15 protein-coding genes are annotated in these 18770 nt (G+C 73.1%); 7 read left to right on the top strand and 8 right to left on the bottom strand.

Going from position 1 to position 18770, the window contains the following annotated elements:
* The first annotated feature begins 10 nt into the window (after positions 1 to 10).
* The gene (locus tag GA0070612_RS07670) at positions 11 to 712 is read left to right on the top strand and encodes a hypothetical protein (RefSeq protein ID WP_408630559.1); all 702 of its coding nucleotides are present in this window, start codon (positions 11 to 13) and stop codon (positions 710 to 712) included.
* Positions 713 to 802: 90 nt separating this feature from the next.
* On the opposite strand, the gene folE is transcribed toward GA0070612_RS07670, so the two are convergent.
* From folE to GA0070612_RS31350, 4 genes are all read right to left on the bottom strand, one after another.
* Positions 803 to 1468, bottom strand: coding sequence for a GTP cyclohydrolase I FolE (folE, locus tag GA0070612_RS07665; protein WP_088987279.1), 666 nt, complete (start codon positions 1466 to 1468; stop codon positions 803 to 805).
* Positions 1469 to 1503: 35 nt separating this feature from the next.
* Entirely contained in the window at positions 1504 to 3522 is a 2019-nt protein-coding gene (ftsH, locus tag GA0070612_RS07660; RefSeq protein ID WP_088987278.1) for an ATP-dependent zinc metalloprotease FtsH, read from the bottom strand.
* 421 nt (positions 3523 to 3943) lie between these two features.
* Positions 3944 to 4519: a hypoxanthine phosphoribosyltransferase gene (gene hpt, locus GA0070612_RS07655; RefSeq protein WP_030328005.1), complete on the bottom strand. Its 576-nt coding sequence runs from the start codon at positions 4517 to 4519 to the stop codon at positions 3944 to 3946.
* Positions 4520 to 4618: 99 nt separating this feature from the next.
* Positions 4619 to 4768, bottom strand: a complete 150-nt coding sequence (locus tag GA0070612_RS31350) for a hypothetical protein (RefSeq protein ID WP_157742442.1) — start codon at positions 4766 to 4768, stop codon at positions 4619 to 4621.
* A gap of 138 nt (positions 4769 to 4906) precedes the next feature.
* Between GA0070612_RS31350 and GA0070612_RS07650 the strand changes: the two genes are divergently transcribed.
* On the top strand, positions 4907 to 5869 hold the full coding sequence (locus GA0070612_RS07650) for a GlxA family transcriptional regulator (RefSeq protein ID WP_088987277.1): 963 nt from the start codon (positions 4907 to 4909) through the stop codon (positions 5867 to 5869).
* 59 nt (positions 5870 to 5928) lie between these two features.
* Here the strand turns inward: GA0070612_RS07650 and tilS are convergent, their stop codons facing one another.
* From tilS to dacB, 3 genes are all read right to left on the bottom strand, one after another.
* Positions 5929 to 6921 carry a tRNA lysidine(34) synthetase TilS gene (tilS, locus tag GA0070612_RS07645; RefSeq protein ID WP_088987276.1) on the bottom strand — a complete coding sequence of 331 codons (993 nt, stop codon included), beginning with the start codon at positions 6919 to 6921 and terminating at the stop codon, positions 5929 to 5931.
* Positions 6922 to 6930: 9 nt separating this feature from the next.
* A complete protein-coding gene (locus tag GA0070612_RS07640) occupies positions 6931 to 8001 on the bottom strand; it encodes a zinc-dependent metalloprotease (protein WP_088991339.1) in 1071 nt (356 codons plus the stop codon).
* A gap of 105 nt (positions 8002 to 8106) precedes the next feature.
* On the bottom strand, positions 8107 to 9576 hold the full coding sequence (gene dacB, locus GA0070612_RS07635) for a D-alanyl-D-alanine carboxypeptidase/D-alanyl-D-alanine endopeptidase (RefSeq protein WP_197699414.1): 1470 nt from the start codon (positions 9574 to 9576) through the stop codon (positions 8107 to 8109).
* 571 nt (positions 9577 to 10147) lie between these two features.
* Between dacB and GA0070612_RS07630 the strand changes: the two genes are divergently transcribed.
* Positions 10148 to 10654, top strand: a complete 507-nt coding sequence (locus GA0070612_RS07630; protein WP_088991338.1) for an inorganic diphosphatase — start codon at positions 10148 to 10150, stop codon at positions 10652 to 10654.
* Between the two features lie 31 nt (positions 10655 to 10685).
* On the opposite strand, the gene eccD is transcribed toward GA0070612_RS07630, so the two are convergent.
* The gene (eccD, locus tag GA0070612_RS07625) at positions 10686 to 12089 is read right to left on the bottom strand and encodes a type VII secretion integral membrane protein EccD (RefSeq protein WP_088987274.1); all 1404 of its coding nucleotides are present in this window, start codon (positions 12087 to 12089) and stop codon (positions 10686 to 10688) included.
* Between the two features lie 101 nt (positions 12090 to 12190).
* Here eccD and eccCa point away from each other — a divergent pair, with 101 nt between their 5' ends.
* The 4 genes from eccCa (at position 12191) to GA0070612_RS07605 (ending at position 18767) form a co-directional block, all read left to right on the top strand.
* Positions 12191 to 16174 (top strand): type VII secretion protein EccCa, encoded by a 3984-nt coding sequence (gene eccCa, locus GA0070612_RS07620; RefSeq protein WP_088987273.1) that lies wholly within the window; start codon positions 12191 to 12193, stop codon positions 16172 to 16174.
* A gap of 74 nt (positions 16175 to 16248) precedes the next feature.
* Positions 16249 to 17589 (top strand): type VII secretion-associated serine protease mycosin, encoded by a 1341-nt coding sequence (gene mycP / locus GA0070612_RS07615; RefSeq protein ID WP_088987272.1) that lies wholly within the window; start codon positions 16249 to 16251, stop codon positions 17587 to 17589.
* A gap of 52 nt (positions 17590 to 17641) precedes the next feature.
* Positions 17642 to 18433, top strand: a complete 792-nt coding sequence (locus GA0070612_RS07610) for a phosphatase PAP2 family protein (RefSeq protein WP_088987271.1) — start codon at positions 17642 to 17644, stop codon at positions 18431 to 18433.
* A gap of 37 nt (positions 18434 to 18470) precedes the next feature.
* On the top strand, positions 18471 to 18767 hold the full coding sequence (locus GA0070612_RS07605; protein WP_231924497.1) for a hypothetical protein: 297 nt from the start codon (positions 18471 to 18473) through the stop codon (positions 18765 to 18767).
* Positions 18768 to 18770: the final 3 nt, after the last annotated feature.

Here is an 18770-nt window from a genome sequence, read left to right as displayed (position 1 = left end):
GAACGCGACGGTGACCGGGCTGGGGCGGCAGCGGGCCGCGTCGGCGAACGGTCAGGTAACGCCGACGGCGATCGAGCCGAGCACGGTCTGGGCGGAGTACCTGGCCGCGGCGCGTCAGCTGGATGGGGTACGCCGCAGCGCGGCTGCCGCCGCCGGTGAGCAGGCCCGGTCGGCCGAGGCCGCCCGGGAGGAGCTGACGGCGGTCCGGACCGGGCTGGCGAGTCAGCAGGAGCGACTGCGGGAGTTGGGCGTACCGGCGATCTCCCTGGTGCCGTCGCCGCCGGAGCTGACCGAGGCGGCCCGGTCGATGGCGGGCGGCCCGGCGGCGGTGCTGGCGGCGCTGCGGGCCGCGCGGGGGCGGGCCGAGGCGGCAGACGCGGCGCTGGGCACGCGGAGCCGGTTCCGGCCGGTGTATTGGCCGGCCCGGCTGCGCAACCTTCTGGTGTACGGGCCGTTGGCGCTGGTGGTGCCGCTGATCCAGGTCGCGGTGTATGCGGCCACGGGCATCGGGCCGGCCACCGTGGCGGCGCTGATCTGTGGGCTGCCGATGCCGGCGGTCGCGTTCGTCGCCGGGTGGGTCGGCATCGGCCGGCTGTTCCGCGTCGCTCCGACCGAGCGGTTGGACCGTACGAAGCGCTTCGGTGCGCTGGTGTGTCTGGTGCCGGCGGTGCTGGTCACGGCCGGTCTGCTGCTGGCTCTGCTCGCCGGCTGACCAGCGAGGGCTGCGCGGGGCGAGGTCGGGGCGGGAACGGCACCGGCCGGCCGTCCCGGAGGGGTCGGCCGGCCGTGGTGTGTCGGTGGGTCAGCGGGGGATGATCAGTGCCATCGCCTCGGCCCGTGACTTCGAGTCCGACTGCAGGATGCCGCGTACCGCCGACGTGATGGTCTTGGCACCGGACTTCTGGATGCCGCGCATCGCCATGCACATGTGCTCGCATTCGAGCACCACGACGACCCCGCGTGGTTCGAGTTTGCTCATCAGCAGGTCGGCGACCTGTGAGGTGAGCCGTTCCTGCACCTGGGGTCGACGGGCGAAGACCTCGACCAGCCGGGCCAGTTTGGACAGGCCGGTGATCCGCCCGTCCGGGCCGGGAATGTAGCCGATGTGGGCGCTGCCCCGGAACGGCAGCAGGTGATGCTCGCAGAGGCTCATCACGTCGATGTCCCGGACGATCACCAGCTCTTCGTGGTTGGCCTCGAAGGTGGTGCTGAGGACCTGCGCCGGGTCGACCCGCAGCCCGGCGAAGAGTTCGGCGTACGCGCGGGCGACCCGGGCCGGGGTCTGTTGGAGCCCGTCGCGGTCCGGGTCCTCACCGACCGCGATCAGGATCTCGCGGACGGCTTTCTCGATGCGGCCCAGGTCGACGGCGTCCTCGACCGGGCGGCCGGTCAGCTTGCCGCTGATCAGCCGCGCGGCCACGTAGTCCAGCTCGTCGTCGCCGTCGGGTTCGGTCGCGGAGACGGCCAGCTCCCGGTGGGGGGAGCTGGCCGTCGGGTCGTTGCTCAGTGCGTGCCGTCCGAGTTGTTGGACGGCGCCCCACCGCCGACCGACGCCTGCGCGCCGTCAGCCTGGGCCTGCGCCTTGAGCTTGTCCTTCTCCGCGGGGGTGAGCACGGGCGGCTCGGTGGAGGGCTGGCGCTTGCCGAAGCCGTTGTACGGGGCCAGCGGCGGGCGCTTGACCACCCGGGAGCAGATCCGCGCCATGTCGGCGGTGGAGAGGGTTTCCTTCTCCATCAGCTCGAGCACGATGTTGTCCAGGACGTCCCGGTATTCCACCAGGATCTCCCAGGCCTCGTCGTGCGCCAGCTCGACCAGTGCCCGCATCTCGCCGTCGATCTCGGCGGCCACCGAGTCCGAGTAGTCCCGCTCGTGGCCCATGTTGCGGCCGAGGAACGGCTCGTCTCCGCTGGTGCCGTACTTGATCGCGCCGAGCTTGGAGCTCATGCCGTACTGGGTGATCATCGCGCGGGCCAGTTGGGTGGCCTTCTCGATGTCGTTGCCGGCACCGGTGGTGGGCTCGTGGAAGACCAGCTCCTCGGCGGCCCGACCGCCCAGCGCGTACGCCAGGGTGTCGATCATTTCGGCGCGCGTCTGGGTGTACTTGTCCTCGGTGGGGAGCACCAGGGTGTGGCCCAGCGAGCGGCCACGCGACAGGATCGTCACCTTGTGCACCGGCGCGGCGTGCGGCAGCGCCCAGGCGACCAGCGCGTGCCCACCCTCGTGGTACGCGGTGATCTTCTTTTCCTGGTCGCTCATCACGCGGGTCCGTCGCTGCGGACCTGCGATCACGCGGTCGATCGACTCTTCCAGCGAGTCGTTGGTGATGGCGCGCTGGTCCTTGCGGGCGGTGAGCAGGGCCGACTCGTTGATCACGTTGGCCAGGTCGGCGCCGCTGAAGCCCGGGGTACGCCGTGCCACCGAGTCGAGGTCGACGTCGGGGGTGAACGGCTTGCCCTTGGCGTGCACCCGCAGGATGGCCTTGCGGCCCTCCATGTCGGGGGCGTCCACCGGGATCTGCCTGTCGAACCGGCCCGGGCGCAGCAGCGCCGGGTCGAGGATGTCCGGCCGGTTGGTGGCGGCGATCAGGATGACCCCACCCTTGGTGTCGAAGCCGTCCATCTCGACGAGCAGCTGGTTGAGCGTCTGCTCGCGCTCGTCGTGACCGCCGCCCATGCCGGCGCCACGGTGCCGGCCGACGGCGTCGATCTCGTCGACGAAGACGATCGCCGGGGCGTTCGCCTTGGCCTGCTCGAAGAGGTCGCGGACCCGGCTCGCGCCGACACCGACGAACATCTCCACGAAGTCCGAGCCGGAGATGGAGTAGAAGGGCACCCCGGCCTCGCCGGCGACCGCGCGGGCCAGCAGGGTCTTCCCGGTGCCGGGCGGGCCGAACAGCAGCACGCCCTTCGGGATCTTGGCGCCCAGAGCCTGGTACTTCGCCGGGTTCTGCAGGAAGTCCTTGATCTCGTGCAGCTCCTCGACGGCCTCCTCGGCACCCGCGACGTCCGCGAAGGTCGTCTTCGGGGTGTCCTTGGTGATCATCTTCGCCTTGGACTTGCCGAAGTTGAGCACCCGGGAGCCGCCGCCCTGCATCTGCGACATGAAGAACAGCAGCAGAAGGACGAGTAGCGCGATCGGCAGCAGGTTGACCAGCAGGCTCACCCAGATGCTGTCCGAGGAGACCTTGACATCGGCCGGGCCGGTGACCCGGTTGGCCGCCTTGGCGTCCAGCACCTCGTTCCAGATCTGGTCGCCGGCCTGGTACGGGAACTGGGCCTCGATCCGGTCGGTCTCGGTCTTGCCGAACTTCGTCTTCTGAGCGAGGTCCAGTTGGACCGTCTGCTCCTTGTCCTGGAAGACGACCTTGTTGATCTTGGCGGTGTGCAGCTGATCGAGCGCAACGGAAGTGTCCACGCGGTGGTAGCTGGGACCAGCGGTGAACAGTTGACTGAGCACAACGGCGCCGAGGATGACCAGGATGATCCAGACCACCGGTCGGCGGAAGAAACGCGTACGTTCCATGCTGTTGTCGAGCGCCGAGGCGCCCGCATCCTCCTGATCGACGTCCTGACCGTCTGATGGTGTCGCCGCGTGTGCGGCGGCCGGAGCCGCCGTGCGGGCCGGCCTCGACCCCGAGGCGCGAAAACTGCCGCGCCGCGGTCATTCGACGGTACACCGTGTACGCGAGGAGTGAGCTTGCGAGCCCCGCAGTCGTGCGCCGTCAAACGCCCCGGGTCGTCACCGGCGTGGCAGGGAGTCCGGCCCGGCCACCCGAACGCCCGGTCACGCGGTCGAGGGGGTCGGACGCGGAGTAACCTCCGGGCCACCGTGCTCCACGGTAACCGCAACACCTGAGAGCGCGCTGAACGTCGGCTTGATGGATGCCGATGCGAATGGGCCTCGCGCCGCCACCGAGCCGCCGCGACGGCTCACGGCCGGGACGTCAGGAGCGGGCGTAGACCTCGGGCTTGAGCACGCCGACGTACGGCAGCTCCCGGTAGCGCTCACCGAAGTCCAGGCCGTACCCGACCACGAACTCGGTGGGGATGTCGAAGCCGACGTACTTCACCGGGACCGGCACCTTGACCGCGTCCGGCTTACGGAACAGCGCGACCACCTCGACGCTCGCTGCCGAGCGCGACTCCAGGTAGCGCAGCAGCCAGGAGAGGGTGAGCCCGGAGTCGACGATGTCCTCGACGACCACCACGTGCCGACCGGCGATGTCCCGGTCCAGGTCCTTGAGGATGCGGACCACACCGGACGAGGTGGTGCCCTGGCCGTAGGAGGAGATGGCCATGAAGTCCAGCTCGGCCGGCGGGCCGTTGCGGCCCAACGCCCGGGCGAAGTCCGCCATGAACATCACCGCACCCTTGAGTACGCACACCAGCAGCAGTCCGTCGCCCACGTGGGCGTAGTCGGCGGAGACCTGCTTGGCGAGCTCCGCCGTCTTCTCGCGGATCTGCGCCTCGGAAATGATCACGTGGTCGATGTCGGCGTCGTACCAGGAGCCGTCAGCCATGCTCCTAGCCTGCCGTACGTCGGATGGCCTCCGTCGGCGGGGCCGCACCTTTTGGCGCGGTCCCGCCAAGGATTTTCTACGCAAATTGCGCTAATCACATCAGTTGGTACGGGAACGCCATCGGCGACCGTCATCGCTGGGCTTCCAGTCGGCCGAATCGTGGCTGTCCGCGGTGAGCCCGGCCGCCGACGCGGCGGCGAGCAGGACGAGGAACAGGAGAAGGAACAGGAACTCCATGGCGGCGCTCACTTTCGCATGGTTGCTGTCGGTTTCGCCGCCGGTGCGCACCGGACTGAGACCAGTCTGCGCCCACCCGAACCGTCCGGACAGTGGCAGGAATGCCAGTGACCATCGATTTACTGCCACCTGTCGGGTTACCCTCGTCACATGCTCCGATCCGTTGCCGTCCTCGCCCTCGACCACGTCGCTCCGTTCGAGCTCGGCGTGCTCGCCGAGGTGTTCGGCACCGACCGCACCGCCGACGGATTCCCCGGCTACCGCTTCCAGGTGTGCAGCCCCGACGGCGCTCCGGTGCGTACGTCGTCCGGCTTCCACCTCACGCCACACGCCGACCTCGGCCCGGTCGACGAGGCCGACCTGGTCGCCGTACCCGCACACAGCCAGGGCACCACCGTCCCCGGCCCGGTGCTCGACGCGCTCCGCCGTGCCGACGCGCGTGGGGCGTACCTGTTCAGCGTCTGCTCCGGGGCCTTCCTGCTCGGCGAGGCCGGGCTGCTCGACGACCGGGAGTGCACGACCCACTGGCGGCACGTCGACGAGCTGCAACACCGGCACCCCCGCGCCCGCGTGCGGTGCAACTCGCTCTACGTCCAGGACGGTCGGCTGCTCACCAGCGCCGGCACGGCCGCCGGCATCGACGCCTGCCTGCACCTGATCCGCCAGGAGCACGGCTCGGCCACCGCGACCCGGCTGGCCCGGCGGATGGTGGTCCCGCCGCACCGTGACGGCGGCCAGTCCCAGTACGTCGAGGCGCCCATCCCGAAGGCACCCGAGGCACCCACCCTGGAGCCGGTCCTGGAGTGGCTGATGGGCCACCTGGACCGGGCGATCACCGTGGAGGAGTTGGCCGCGCGCGCCGGCATGGCACCCCGCACGTTCGCCCGCCGCTTCCGCGCCGAGACCGGCACCACCCCGCACGACTGGCTCACCAACCAACGGGTGCTACTGGCCCGGCGGCTGCTGGAGGAGACCCCGTTGAGCGTCGAGGCAGTCGCCGACCAGGCCGGCTTCGGCGACGCGGCGGCGCTGCGCCACCACTTCAGCCGCCGGGTCGGTGCCACCCCCCACAGCTACCGGACCACCTTCCGGGACCGGGCACACAGCGGCTGACCGCCACTCCGCCGACCACGGCCCGGGCGGGCGGGCGACGGGTACCGCCGGCCGGCGTTTCAGCCGACGGCTACGGGTTGCAGCCGATCGGCGCGGCGGAGAATCCGGACGCCTCCGGGCAGGTCCGCCGGGCCCTGGCCGTGCCAGGCGGTGACCAGAGCGTCCAGCGCGCCGACGTGCCGGTGCGACAACGCACCCGGCTGGGCGCCCAACTCCCGCGCCCAGGCGTGCAGCACCCGGCCGCGTACCGCAGGGGTCAGAGCGAGCAACGCCGGCGCGGAGAGTCCTCCGTCGGGGTGCCGGGCCGCCGCCAGCGCCGTCCCCGCCAACTCGTCGAGCGCGGCGTTGTCGGCCGCCACCAACCGGGCGGTACGCGCGAGGTTGTCCACCACCCCCGGCCCGAGCGCCCGCACCAAGGCCGGGAGCAGGTCGGCCCGCACCCGGGACCGGGCGTACGACGGGTCGGTGTTGTGCGGGTCCTGCCACGGGCTCAACCCGAGCACGGCGCACGCCGCGCGCGTCTCGTCCCGGCCGATCTCCAACAGCGGACGCAGCAGCGGCACACCGCCCAGCTCACGCCGGGCCGGCATCCCCGCGAGCCCGCGCGGTCCGGCGCCCCTGGCGAGCGCGAGCAGCACGGTCTCCGCCTGGTCGTCACGGGTGTGCCCGGTGAGCACCGCGACCGCGCCGTGCTGCCGGGCGGCCTCGACCAGCGCCTCGTACCGCGCCTCCCGGGCAGCCGCCTCCGGCCCACCCGGACGCCCCGCCACCTCCACCCGGGCCACCGACGCGGCCGTGAAACCGGCTTCACGGGCCCACCCGGCCACCGCCTCGGCGCGCTCCGCGGAGCCGCCCTGCAGGCCGTGGTCGACGCTGACGAGCACCGTGTCGCGACCCAACCGGGGTGCCACGAACACGGTGGCCGCCGCGAGGGCGAGCGAATCGGCGCCGCCCGAGCAGGCGACCAGCACCGGCCCAGGCGAGGGCAGACCGGTCAGCGCACGGCGGACCGCCACCCGGATCGCGGCCACCGGCGGGGCGAGCGCGGCCACCGGCGGGGGTCAGCCAGCGGCCGGGATGGTGCCGGCCGGGCCGTGCACCCGGGCGACCCACGCGTCCGGGTCGCCCAGCTCCGACAGCCGGGGCAACGTGAGCGGTGAGTTGAAGATGGAGTTGAACCCCTCCATGCCGACCCGCTCCACCACACCGTGCACGAACTTGCGCCCCTCGGCGTACTGGCGCATCTTGACGTCCACCCCGAGCAGCCGGCGGATCGCCTTCTCCAGCGGGTTGCCGGCCTCACGGCGGCGGTTGAACGACGCCCGGATCCGCTCCACGCTCGGGATCACCTGCGGCCCGACGCCGTCCATGACGAACTCGGCGTGCCCCTCCAGCAGGGTCATCAACGCGGTGAGCCGGTCCAGCACGGCGCGCTGCGCCGGGGTCTGCACGATATCCAGCACGCTGGTGCGGCTGTCCTGGTCGCGGACCGCCTCGGAGAGGGTGGCCACCCCGCGCCGCAAGCGCTCGACCAGGTGCTCGCTCCCGCTGGACGAGGCGTCGACGAACGCCTGCACCTCGCTCAGGAAGTAGGCCCGCATCCACGGGACGGCCGTGAACTGGGTCCGGTGGGTCACCTCGTGCAGACAGACCCAGAGGCGGAAGTCCCGTGGGTCGGCGCCGAGCTTGCGCTCCACCTCGACGATGTTCGGCGCGACGAGCAGCAGCTGACCCGGGTCGGCCGAGAAGACCTCGTACTGGCCGAGCACCCGGCCGGACAGGTAGGCCAGCACCGTGCCGGCCTGCACCCCGGTCAACCTGGACCCGATCGCCTCGGTCAGCGCGCCGGGCTGCTTGTCACCCGAGAGCCGGCTCACCAGCGGGGTGATCACCTCGCGGAGGCCGGCGATGTTGGTCGCCGCCCAGTCGCGGCGGTCGACCACCCGCACCGGGGGATGCGACACCTGCGCCGTCAACCCCGTGTAGTCGGCCACGTGCCCGGCCGCCTCGTCGGTCAGCCGTCGCAGGTCGCCGACCACGTCGGTGGCCTCGGCGTACGACACCCGGGGGCCCGACTTGCTCAACGCCCCCGCGGTGGCGGCGGCCAGATCCCAGTCCACGAACTGCGCCATGAACCCACCGTACCCGCGCCGCGACACCCCGGCCCGGCCTCGCGTCCTCGATCGACGCCGATGGCCGGTCCGCCCGGGAGCCGGACGACCCCGGCCCGACGACGGTCAGCCGCAGCCGCAGCCGGCCAACGCGGCGGCGATCCGGTCCAGCGCAGGCTGGGCGGTCTCCTTGCCGCCCGGCACCTGGTCGGTGAGCACGGCGAAGGTGAGCAGCCGACCGTCGGCGGTGGTGACCAGGCCCGCGATGGAGTGCACGGCGGTCAGCGTGCCGGTCTTGGCCCGGACGCTGCCCGCACCGGCGGCGGTGCCGGGGGTGTTGCGGTAGCGCTCGTTCAGCGTCCCCGACCAGCCGCCCACCGGCAGACCGCCGAACACGCCGGCCAACTCCGGATGGTCCGGGCTCGCCGCCAGCCGGATCAGGTCGGTCAGCAGCGACGGGCTGATCCGGTTGCGGCGGGACAACCCGCTGCCGTCGGAGAGGGTGATCTCGTCGGCCGGCAGGCCCAGCTCGGCCACCTGCGCGTCCATCGCGGCGGCGCCACCGTCGAACGAGGCCGGCTGGTTACGGGCCAACGCGACCTGACGGGCCAACGCCTCGGCCACCAGGTTGTCGCTCTCGCTGATCATGATGTCGACCAGCCGGATCATCGGCGGGGACTGCACCACGCCCAGCTCGGCACCGGGTGCCGGGGTGCCACCGGCCGCCGCCGGAGCCGGCGCCGTGCCACGCTTCACCGTGTCGGTCGGCACGCCGAGCAGCCGGGCGAACGCCTTGCCGGCGGCCAGGTCCGGTTCGGCGAACCGCGCGGCCGCCCCGTGGTCGACGCTCGGGTCCCTGCGCGCGCCGTCGGTCATCAACGCGGTCACCGCGCCGCCGGAACCGCCGGTGGGGATGTCGTCGTCCCAGCCCGGGCCGTAGACCGGGCCGGAGTAGACCGAGCCGTCGACGGTCACGCTGGTCGGGGTGGCCCCGCCGAGCGCGGTGCGCACCTGGGTGGCCAGGTCGTCCAGGCGTGCCGCCCCCGGGTAGTAGCCCTTCTTGTCGATCGCCAGGGTGGGATCGCCGCCCCCGATGATCACCACTTCGCCGGCCTTCGCACCGGCCACCGCCCGGGTGGGTATCCGGTAACCGGGTCCACGAGCGGCCAGCGCGGTCACCCCGGTCGCGAGCTTGGTCACCGAGGCGGGGACCGTGCCGTCGTCCGCACCCTTGGCGAACAGTGTCTGCCCGGAGATCACGTCGGCCACCGAGACGTTCACCCGACTGCCGAGTGCGGCGACGCCGACCAGCGGGTCGAGCACGGCACGAACTCCGTCGGCGGTGGGCAACGGCGCGTTCGGATCCGGGCCGGCCAGCACGTCCGAGGGATCAGGGTCCGGGGTCGCAGCGGCAGCCTTCGGGCCGGACCCGGTGTCGTCGCCCAGCCAGCCGGCGACCGGGCCGGGCCGGGTGACGACGACTCCGACGCCGGCGAGTACGAGCAGCAGCACGACGGCCAGCACCACGGGCAGGCGCCGACGGCGCTTCGGCGTGACGGGTGCGGGCGGCGGCGCGGCATCGGCGGACGCGGGCAGCGCGGAGATCGGCGGGCCCAGCGGCGGGCCGCCGGGAGCATTCGGGGCGTGGCCGGACACCGGGCTGACCGGCGCAGGGCTGACCGGGACCGAGGCACTGCCACGCGGCGAACCACCCGACGCCGGGCTGACCGGAACCGAGGCGTTTCCCGGCGGCCTACCGCTCGCCGGTCGGTCACCGCCGAGCGCCGGGAAGCGACCGTTGTTCGAGCCGGGAGGGGGCGACCCGCCCGGCGGGCGCCAGGGCAGCGGCGGGGGCCTCTCGGGCGACGCCTCCGGCGCCTGGTTCGCCGGCTCGGGAGTCCGTGGAAGGTGAGCCTCGGGCACCGGGACGCGACCCGTCGCACCGCCCGAACCGGATCGTCCGGTACCGTGCCCGGAACCCCCGTCCGGGCGGTAGTGTGAATCTTCCCTCCCCACGACCCCCTCCTCCCCCAGCGAAAATCGGCTTGGGTGACACTACTTCGGTCCGAAGACTATGCGGCGGCCGGAGTCGGCGGGTGGGCATTCACCTGTCCGGAGGGCGCCAGTGGTTCCGTTAGCCAGCGTGGGCAGACGAGGGAGCGTGCAGATGGATTTCGACGTTACGGTTGAGATCCCCAAGGGTCACCGGAACAAGTACGAGGTGGACCACGCGACCGGCCGGATCCGGCTGGACCGCACCCTCTTCACGTCCACCCAGTACCCGGCCGACTACGGGTTCATCGAGGGCACGCTGGGCGAGGACGGCGATCCGCTGGACGCCCTGGTGCTGGTCCCCGAGCCGACCTTCCCGGGTTGCCTGATCCGCTGCCGCACCATCGGCATGTTCCGGATGACCGACGAGAAGGGCGGGGACGACAAGGTCCTCTGCGTCCCCTACGAGGACCCCCGCCAGGAGCACCTGCGCGACATCCACCACCTCGGCGAGTTCGACCGGCTGGAGATCCAGCACTTCTTCGAGGTCTACAAGGACCTGGAGCCCGGCAAGTCGGTGGAGGGCGCGACCTGGGTCGGCCGCACCGAGGCCGAGGCCGAGATCCAGGCCTCCTACCAGCGGGCCAGGGACGCCGAGGCGCGCGGCGAGACCCTCCACTGACAGGCACCGACGCACCGGGCCCGGTGGCCGCTCAACCGAGCAGCCCCCGGGCCCTGTCGTACAGGTCGAGCACCGCGCAGGCGGTCGGCACCACGGCGACCACCAGCGCCGTGTCGGTGAGGTCGGCGGCCCGTCCGACGTACGGGGAGACCGGCCGGCGGGCGTACCCGGTGCCGGCGGCGATGGTCACCAGGGCCAGCACCGCGGCGCCCAGGACCAGGGCGAGCCGCGCCGGCTCGTCGACCCGGCCGACCAGTACGGCACCGAGCGCCGCGTAGCCGGCCAACCCGGCGAGCACCGTCGGAACCCGGTGTCGCAGCGCCACGAACAGGCGCGAGCGCAGCAGCAGCACGGCCGAGGTGACCGCCACGAGAACCCGGCCGGCCGTTCCACCGACGATCCCGAGGACGACCGCTGCGGCCACCGCCAGCACGGCGTGCCCGATCAACATGCCGGTGAGCATCTCCTCGGTACGGATCACCGCGGCGTGCACCCGGCTGCGGTCCGGGAGATCGCGGGCCCGCTGGGGCTCGTCCACGGGGGCCGAGGTCGGCAGGGTGATGGGCGGCAGGGGCAGCTTGCCCAGCCGGATGGCCAGCAGCGGGATCACGCCGACGGCGAAGACCAGCGCGCTGAGCAGCACCGCCGCCGTACCGGCCGGGGTCAGCAGCAGCCCACCGAGCGCGGCACCGGCACCGGTCAGGCCGACGGTGACACCGGCGACGAAGACCCGTAGCCGACTGGCCACCCCGAGCAGGCCGATCAGCGCCACCAGCAGCAGTGCCACCGAGCCGGCCAGCAGTTCGGGGGCGCCCACCCAGCGGGCCGGGCCGAACGGCGTGACCGGGTCGCCGGAGCCGACCGCGAGGGCGCCGGCTGTGAACGCGTACGGCAGCGCGTAGCCGCCCACCGTCGCCCCGGTCGTCCCGTCGCCGTTGGCGCGGGAGGCCACCGCGCCGGCGACGGTGAGCACCAGCGCCACCACGGTGGCCGTCATCCAGCCCGCCCGGTGCGTCGGGCCGCTGACGAACAGGGCCAGCAGCCCGACGGCGAGCGGGACGGCGGCACCGGCCAGGCTGGCGACGCGGGTGGCGGTGGGCGACCAGGCACCACCTCGGCGGCGGGCGCCGTCGGCAATCGCCTCGACCACGTCGTCGTACTCCAGCTCGGGCCAGTGCGCACGGGCCGGCACCAGGTGCAGCACCTCGCCGTCGCGCACCCCCTGCGGCAACAGCGCCTGGGCGGTCGCGAGCACTCCGCCGTCGGTGCGGCGCAGAACCCAACCACCGTGCTGCTCGCCGTCGTCGGCCAACCCGACGCCGGCGTGTCGGAGCACGTCGGGCAGCAGTTCGGCAAGGGGCACCTGCTCCGGCAGGGCGACGTCCAGCCGTCGTTGCGGCGCGCTGATGGTGACGCGGGCCAGCCCGGTAGTCATCGACTGGTCTCCATATCGACGGGGATCGGAGGCTGCGCGGACGACAGGACTTTACCTACCATGAGTCCGGCTCGGGTTACCCAGCGCTGTCAGGAGGCCGAGTGTCCACCGTCGTCATCAAGCGTCCGCCGCGCCGACCAGCACCGGAAATCCCCGCCGGTGAGCTGCCGGTGGAGGCGCCGCCGGAGATTCCGGTGGTGGCCGGCGGGCGATGGCAGCAGATGCTCATGCTGCTGCCGATGCTCGGCGGCACTGTCGCGATGGCGATGATGTTCGGCCGGGGCGGCGGAGCCTACTCGTACGTGGTCGGCGGGATGTTCGGGCTCTCCTCGCTGGCGATGGTGGTGACCTCCTGGGGCAGCGCCTCCGGCACCCCGAAGAAGTCCGAGATGATGGCCGCCCGGCGGGAGTACCTGCGGCACCTGGCCACACTGCGGCGGCGGGTTCGCCGGACCGCCGGCCAGCAGCGGGCCGGGCTGTTCTACCGGCACCCCGACCCGGGTCGGCTCTGGTCGACCGTCGACAGCCACCGGGTCTGGGAGCGGCGACCGGGCGACCCGGATTTCGCTGTGGTCCGCGTCGCGGTCGGGCCGCAGACCCTCGCCACCCCGCTCGTCGCGCCGGTGACCCGACCGCTGGAGGAGCTGGAACCGATGACCGCCGGCGCGCTGCGCCGCTTCCTGGACGCGTACTCCGTGGTTCCGGACCTGCCCGTGGCCCTGTCGCTGCGCAGCTTCGCCCGGGTGCACGTCCGATCCGCCGGCCGACCCGCTGGTGACGGCCCCACGACCGGCGGCCGACCCACCGGCGACCCGGTGGCGCAGGCGTTGGTCCGGGCCGTGCTGACCCAGCTGGCGGTCTTCCACGCCCCCGACGAGCTGCTCGTCGCGGTCTGCGCCGGGCCGGAACGCCGCGCCTGCTGGGAGTGGGTGAAGTGGCTCCCGCACGCGCACCACCCCAGCCGCACCGACGCGCTCGGCCCGCTGCGACTGGTGACCAGTTCCGCCGCCGAGCTCGAAGGGCTGCTGGCGGACGTGCTGGCCAGCCGCTCCCGGTTCAGCCCGGCCGGCCCGGCCACCGACGGCCCGCACGTGGTGGTCGTCCTCGACGGCGGCGAGTTGACCGGCGCCAGTGATCTGACCGGTGACGGTGGCATCGACGCGGTCACCGTGCTGGACCTGGACACTCCCCCGCCTCGGCTGCTCGACCGGTACGCGCTGCTGCTGGAGTTGCACGGCCGACGACTGCACTCGCGGTCGACCGACGGGCATGCCGATGTCGGCACCGCCGACCAGCTCGACCTCGCCGACGCCGAGGCGGTCGCCCGACGGTTGGCCCCGCTCCGGCTCGCGGGCGCGGCCCGTGGGCCCGACTCCCCGCTCCAGGCCGACCTGGGCCTTCCCGAGCTGCTCGGCCTCGGCGACCCGGAGAGCTTCACGGCCGAGCAGGGTTGGTTGCCGCGCTCGGCCCGCGAGCGGCTGCGCGTGCCGATCGGGGTGGGCACCGACGGCGGTGCCATCGAACTGGACCTCAAGGAGTCCGCCCAGGACGGGATGGGCCCGCACGGCCTTCTCATCGGGGCCACCGGCTCCGGCAAGTCGGAGCTGCTCCGCACGCTGGTGCTGGGCCTGGCCGCCACGCACAGCTCCGAGCAGCTCAACTTCGTGCTGGTCGACTTCAAGGGCGGCGCCACCTTCGCCTCGTTCGACAGGTTGCCGCACACGGCAGCAGTGATCACCAACCTGGCCGACGCGCTGCCCCTGGTCGACCGGATGGTCGACGCGATCAACGGGGAGTTGGTCCGCCGGCAGGAGCTGCTCCGACGCGCCGGCAACTTCGCCGGCGTGCGCGACTACGAGCGGGCCCGGGCAGCCGGCAGCCCGCTGGCCCCGCTGCCGTCGCTGCTGCTGATCTGCGACGAGTTCTCCGAACTGCTCTCCGCCAAGCCCGACTTCATCGACCTGTTCGTGCAGATCGGCCGGCTGGGCCGCTCACTCGGTGTGCACCTGCTGCTCGCCAGTCAGCGCCTCGAGGAGGGACGGCTCCGCGGGCTGGACACCCATCTCTCGTACCGGATCGGTCTGCGGACCTTCTCCGCGCTGGAGTCCCGCACCGTGCTGGGGGTGCCGGACGCGCACGAGTTGCCCCGCTCGCCGGGCCACGGCTATCTGCGCGCCGGCACCGACCCGTTGGTCCGGTTCAAGGCCGCGTACGTCTCCGGTGCCGTCCGGCGGCGGACGGTGACGGCCGGTGCCACCGCCGAGGGTGGCGCCCGGCTGCTCACCTTCACCACGCACGCCGTACCCGTGCCCGAGCCGGCGACCCCGGTCGCGCCCGTCGCCGCCGAGGAGGAGGACCGGGAGACCCTGCTCGACCTCCTGGTGGATCGGCTCGTCGGGCAGGGCCCGCCGGCGCACCAGGTGTGGCTCCCCCCGCTCGGACAACCACCGACGGTGGACGAACTGCTCGGTCCGGTGGAGGTGGACCCGGCACGCGGCCTGACCGTGGGCAACCCGGAGCTGCACGGCGCGCTCGGCGTGCCCCTGGCCGTGGTGGACAAGCCGTTGGAGCAGCGTCGGGACCTGCTCTGGCTGGCGTTGGACGGCGCGGCCGGGCACGTGGCGGTGGTCGGCGCGCCGCAGAGCGGCAAGTCGACGGCGCTGCGCACGCTGGTCTGCGCGTTGGCGCTCACCCACACGCCGGCAGAGGTGCAGGTCTACTGCCTGGACTTCGGTGGTGGCGGGTTGGCCGCGCTGCGCGACCTCCCGCACGTGGGCGGGGTCGCCGGTCGGGCCGATCCGACGGCCGTACGGCGCACCGTCGGCGAGATGACCACCCTGTTGGCCGACCGGGAGCGCCGGTTCGCGGAGTTGGGCGTGGAGTCGATGGCCGCGTACCGGCAGCGCCGGGCCGCGGCGGGGGCGACCAACCAACCGGGCATCGATCCGTTCGGTGACGTGTTCCTGCTGGTCGACGGTTGGAGCACGGTCCGAGGCGAGTACGACGACCTGGAGCCGCTGGTCACCGACCTGGCCACCCGGGGCCTGTCGTACGGGGTGCACGTGGTCGCCACCGCGCTGCGCTGGCTGGACTTCCGGCCGGCGATCCGGGACCTGTTCGGTTCACGGTTGGAGTTGCGCCTCGGCGACCCGTCCGACTCGCTGGTGGCGAGGCGTGCGGCCGCGAACGTGCCGGAGCGCGCCGGCCGGGGGGTGACGGCGGAAGGGCTGCACTTCCTCACCGCGTTACCGCAGCTCGGTGCCGCCGACGGGGACACCGCGGGCCTGGTGAAGCGGGCCGCCGACGGGTGGGCGGGTCCGCCGGCGCCCCGAGTGCGGCTGCTCCCGCCCGTGCTGCCGTACGCCGATCTGGACCTCGCCGCGACGACCGGCCTGCGGTTGCCGATCGGGATCGCGGAGGCGGACCTGCGCCCGGTGTCGCTCGACTTCGCCACCGAGCCGCACTTTGTGGTCTTCGGGGACTCGGAGTGCGGCAAGTCGTCGTTTCTGCGGGCGCTGGCGACGTCGATCATCACGCGGTTCACGCCCGAGCAGGCCCGGGTGATCCTTGTCGACTACCGGCGCAGCCTGCTCGGCACGATCGAGACGCCGCACCTGATCGGGTACGGCACCGCCGCGGCACACACCGCCGACCTGATCGAGTCGGCTGCCGGTTATCTGGAGCGGCGGGCCCCCGGGCCGGAGGTCACCCCGCAGCAACTGCGGGACCGCTCCTGGTGGTCCGGCCCGGAGCTGTTCGTGCTGGTGGACGACTACGACCTGGTGGCGGCCGGGCCCGCGAACCCGCTGCGGGCGTTGGAGGAGCACCTGCCGCACGCCCGCGACGTCGGGTTGCACCTGGTGCTGGCCCGCCGCTCGGGTGGCGCAGGCCGCGCCCAGTACGAGCCGATCGTGCAGCGGCTGCGGGAGTTGTCCACCGCCGGTCTGGTGATGGCGGGCAGCCCGGACGAGGGGGCGCTCGTCGGGCCGGTGCGTCCCGGCCCACTGCCGCCGGGGCGTGGTCGACTGGTCACCCGGCGGGATGGCGTACGCCTCGTCCAGCTGGCACAACTTTCGCCACCATGACCTGACTCGCCGGTTCTTCCCGTGACAGGTGAGGAAACCGGTAATCTCCGATCGTCGTGGTTCCGTCGGGATGAATGGCTGGGGATGTGACTGGGGTTCGGCACAGCGGTCCGTCAGCGGCCCGTCGAGCGGCCGGCCGGGCGCTGCTCGGTGTCGCCGCGGCGCTCGCTGTCGTGGGCCCGACCGCGGCGGCCGTGCCCGTCGCCACGCCCACCAACGGCGGACAGCTCGCCGGCGCGTCGATGGCCCTCGCCCCTGGCGACGCGGTCACCCGCACCGACCAGGTACGCGACGAACAGTGGCAGCTCGACGAGTTGCGCGCCGAGACGGCCTGGCACAGCTCGACCGGTCGAGGCGTGACCGTCGCCGTGGTGGACTCCGGAGTGGACGGCAACCATCCCGACCTGGTCGGCCAGGTGCTGCCGGGCAAGGATCTCGTCGGCCCCGGGGGCGGGGCGGGCCCGGATCCGGTGGGGCACGGCACGACGGTGGCCGGCCTGATCGCCGGCCGCAAGGACGACAAACGGGGCGTCGTCGGCCTGGCGCCGGATGCCCGTATCCTGCCGGTCCGGGTGCTCGACGAGCAGAACCGCTACGACGACGCGTTGATCGTCGCCCAGGGGGTCCGCTGGGCGGTCGACAACGGCGCCCGTGTGATCAACCTGTCCCTGGGGGGCAGCGGCGACAGCCCGGCCCTGGCCGCGGCTCTGGACTACGCGTTCGTCCGCGACGTGGTCGTGATCGCCTGTACCGGCAACCTGGCGACGTCCACCAGCACCAAGGTGTGGTACCCGGCGCGTGAGCCGGGTGTGGTCGCGGTCGCCGGCCTCGAACGCGGCAGCGACAACCTGTGGTCCGGGTCGATCACCGGGCGGGCGACAGTGCTCACGGCTCCCGCCAGCGGGCTGGTCGGCGCGAAGTCCCCCGACGGGTACTGGCGGGTGCAGGGCACGAGCTTCGCCGCGCCACTGGTGACGGCCACCGCCGCGCTGGTCCGGTCCCGCTTTCCGCAGATGCCCGCCGGTGAGGTGGTCAACCGGTTGCTGGCCAGCGCCCGGGACATCGGCCCGACCGGGCGGGACGACCGCTTCGGGTACGGGGTGGTGGATCCGGTGGCCGCGCTGACCGCCGACGTGCCGCCGGTGCCCGTCAACCCGCTCGACGACCAGACGTCGCCGGGTGTGACTGGCTTCGGTCCGGCGCCCGGCTCGGCCGACGACGACCCGGTGGCCGGCGCCGGCAGCGACCCGCTCGGGCTCACCGCACCCCACCAGCAGACCCGGTGGACGGCCCGGGCTGCCGGTGGCCAGGACCCGTCCGCTCCGGAGCAGCTGTGGATCGGCCTCGTGCTCGTCGTCGCCCTCCTCGGCAGCGCCGCGCTGATGATCCGCCGGTTCCGGCACCGGGCCCGCTGATCGCGGACGACCGGAAGGTCTGACCGGCCGCCCGGTCGGGTAGAACCGACGAATGAGTACGCAGCAGCCGCCCACCCACGCCTCCGCCGAGCAGTCGTCCTGGCGGCACCGCCGACTCGACCCGGACCATTCACTGGGGCTGCGGCTGACCCTCGCCTCGGCGGCGGCGTTCCTGGTGCTGGTGCCCTTCGCGCTGCTCACACTGCTGGTGCTCGGTGCGTGGGCGCCGCTGCACCGGCTGGACACGGCGGTCACCGACGCCCTGCACGGCTACGCGCAGGACCACCCTGGGTGGGTCGCGCTGATGCGGATCTGGACCGAGGTGTTCGCGCCGATGCCGCTGCGTGCCGTCGCCCTGCTCCTGGTGGTCTGGTTGCTGCGCCGGGGGGCCCGCCGGCTGGCTCTGTGGGCGGCCACCACCATGGTCGCCGGTGGCCTGGTCGGTCCGCTGCTCAAACTGCTCGTCGGCCGCGACCGGCCGGAGTTGCTGGACCCGGTGGCACGGGCCGCCGGCTACTCCTTTCCCTCGGGTCACGCGCTGAACGCGACACTGGCCGCCGGGGTGCTGCTGCTGGTGCTCCTGCCGTACGCCGGGCGCGGGGCGGCGCGGGTCACGCTCTGGGTCGCGGCGGTGCTGCTCACCGTGGTCACCGGGCTGAGCAGGGTGGCGCTCGGTGTGCACTTCACCAGCGACGTGCTGGGCGGCTGGCTGCTCGGAGTGGCGGTGGTCGCGGCGACCGCCGCCGCGTTCACCAGTTGGCGGGCGCACAACGGTCTCCGGCCGGTCCGGCCCACCCGCGACGGCGTCGCCCCCGAGGTCGAGCGGCAGCCCGAAGTGGCCTGAGGCGTGCCGACGACGGCGGGCGGGTACTGGCCGACCCATGTCCGACACCGTGGTCCTGATCGTCCGGCGGGTGCTGCTGCCGGTGTCCCTCCTGTTCGGCCTGATGGTGCTGCTCGGGGTGCTGGTCACCCGGGTGTTCGCCCGGACCTGGCCGTTCACCGTCGAGGACTCGGTGAACCGGGAGCTGGCCGCCGACCGTACCGGCGGCTGGAACGACGTCTCGCTGGTGTTCGGCATGGCGATCATGGTTCGTGCGGTGCTGGACCGAGGGCTGCGGTGGGGCCGGGCGACGCTGCCGACCGGGGGCCGACCGGTGGTGTCGGCCGGGAGTTGATCG

This window comes from Micromonospora chokoriensis (assembly GCF_900091505.1).
GTDB classification, from domain to species: domain Bacteria; phylum Actinomycetota; class Actinomycetes; order Mycobacteriales; family Micromonosporaceae; genus Micromonospora; species Micromonospora chokoriensis.
Note: the sequence above shows the minus strand (reverse complement) of the source record. Positions and strands in the feature narration are given on the sequence as shown.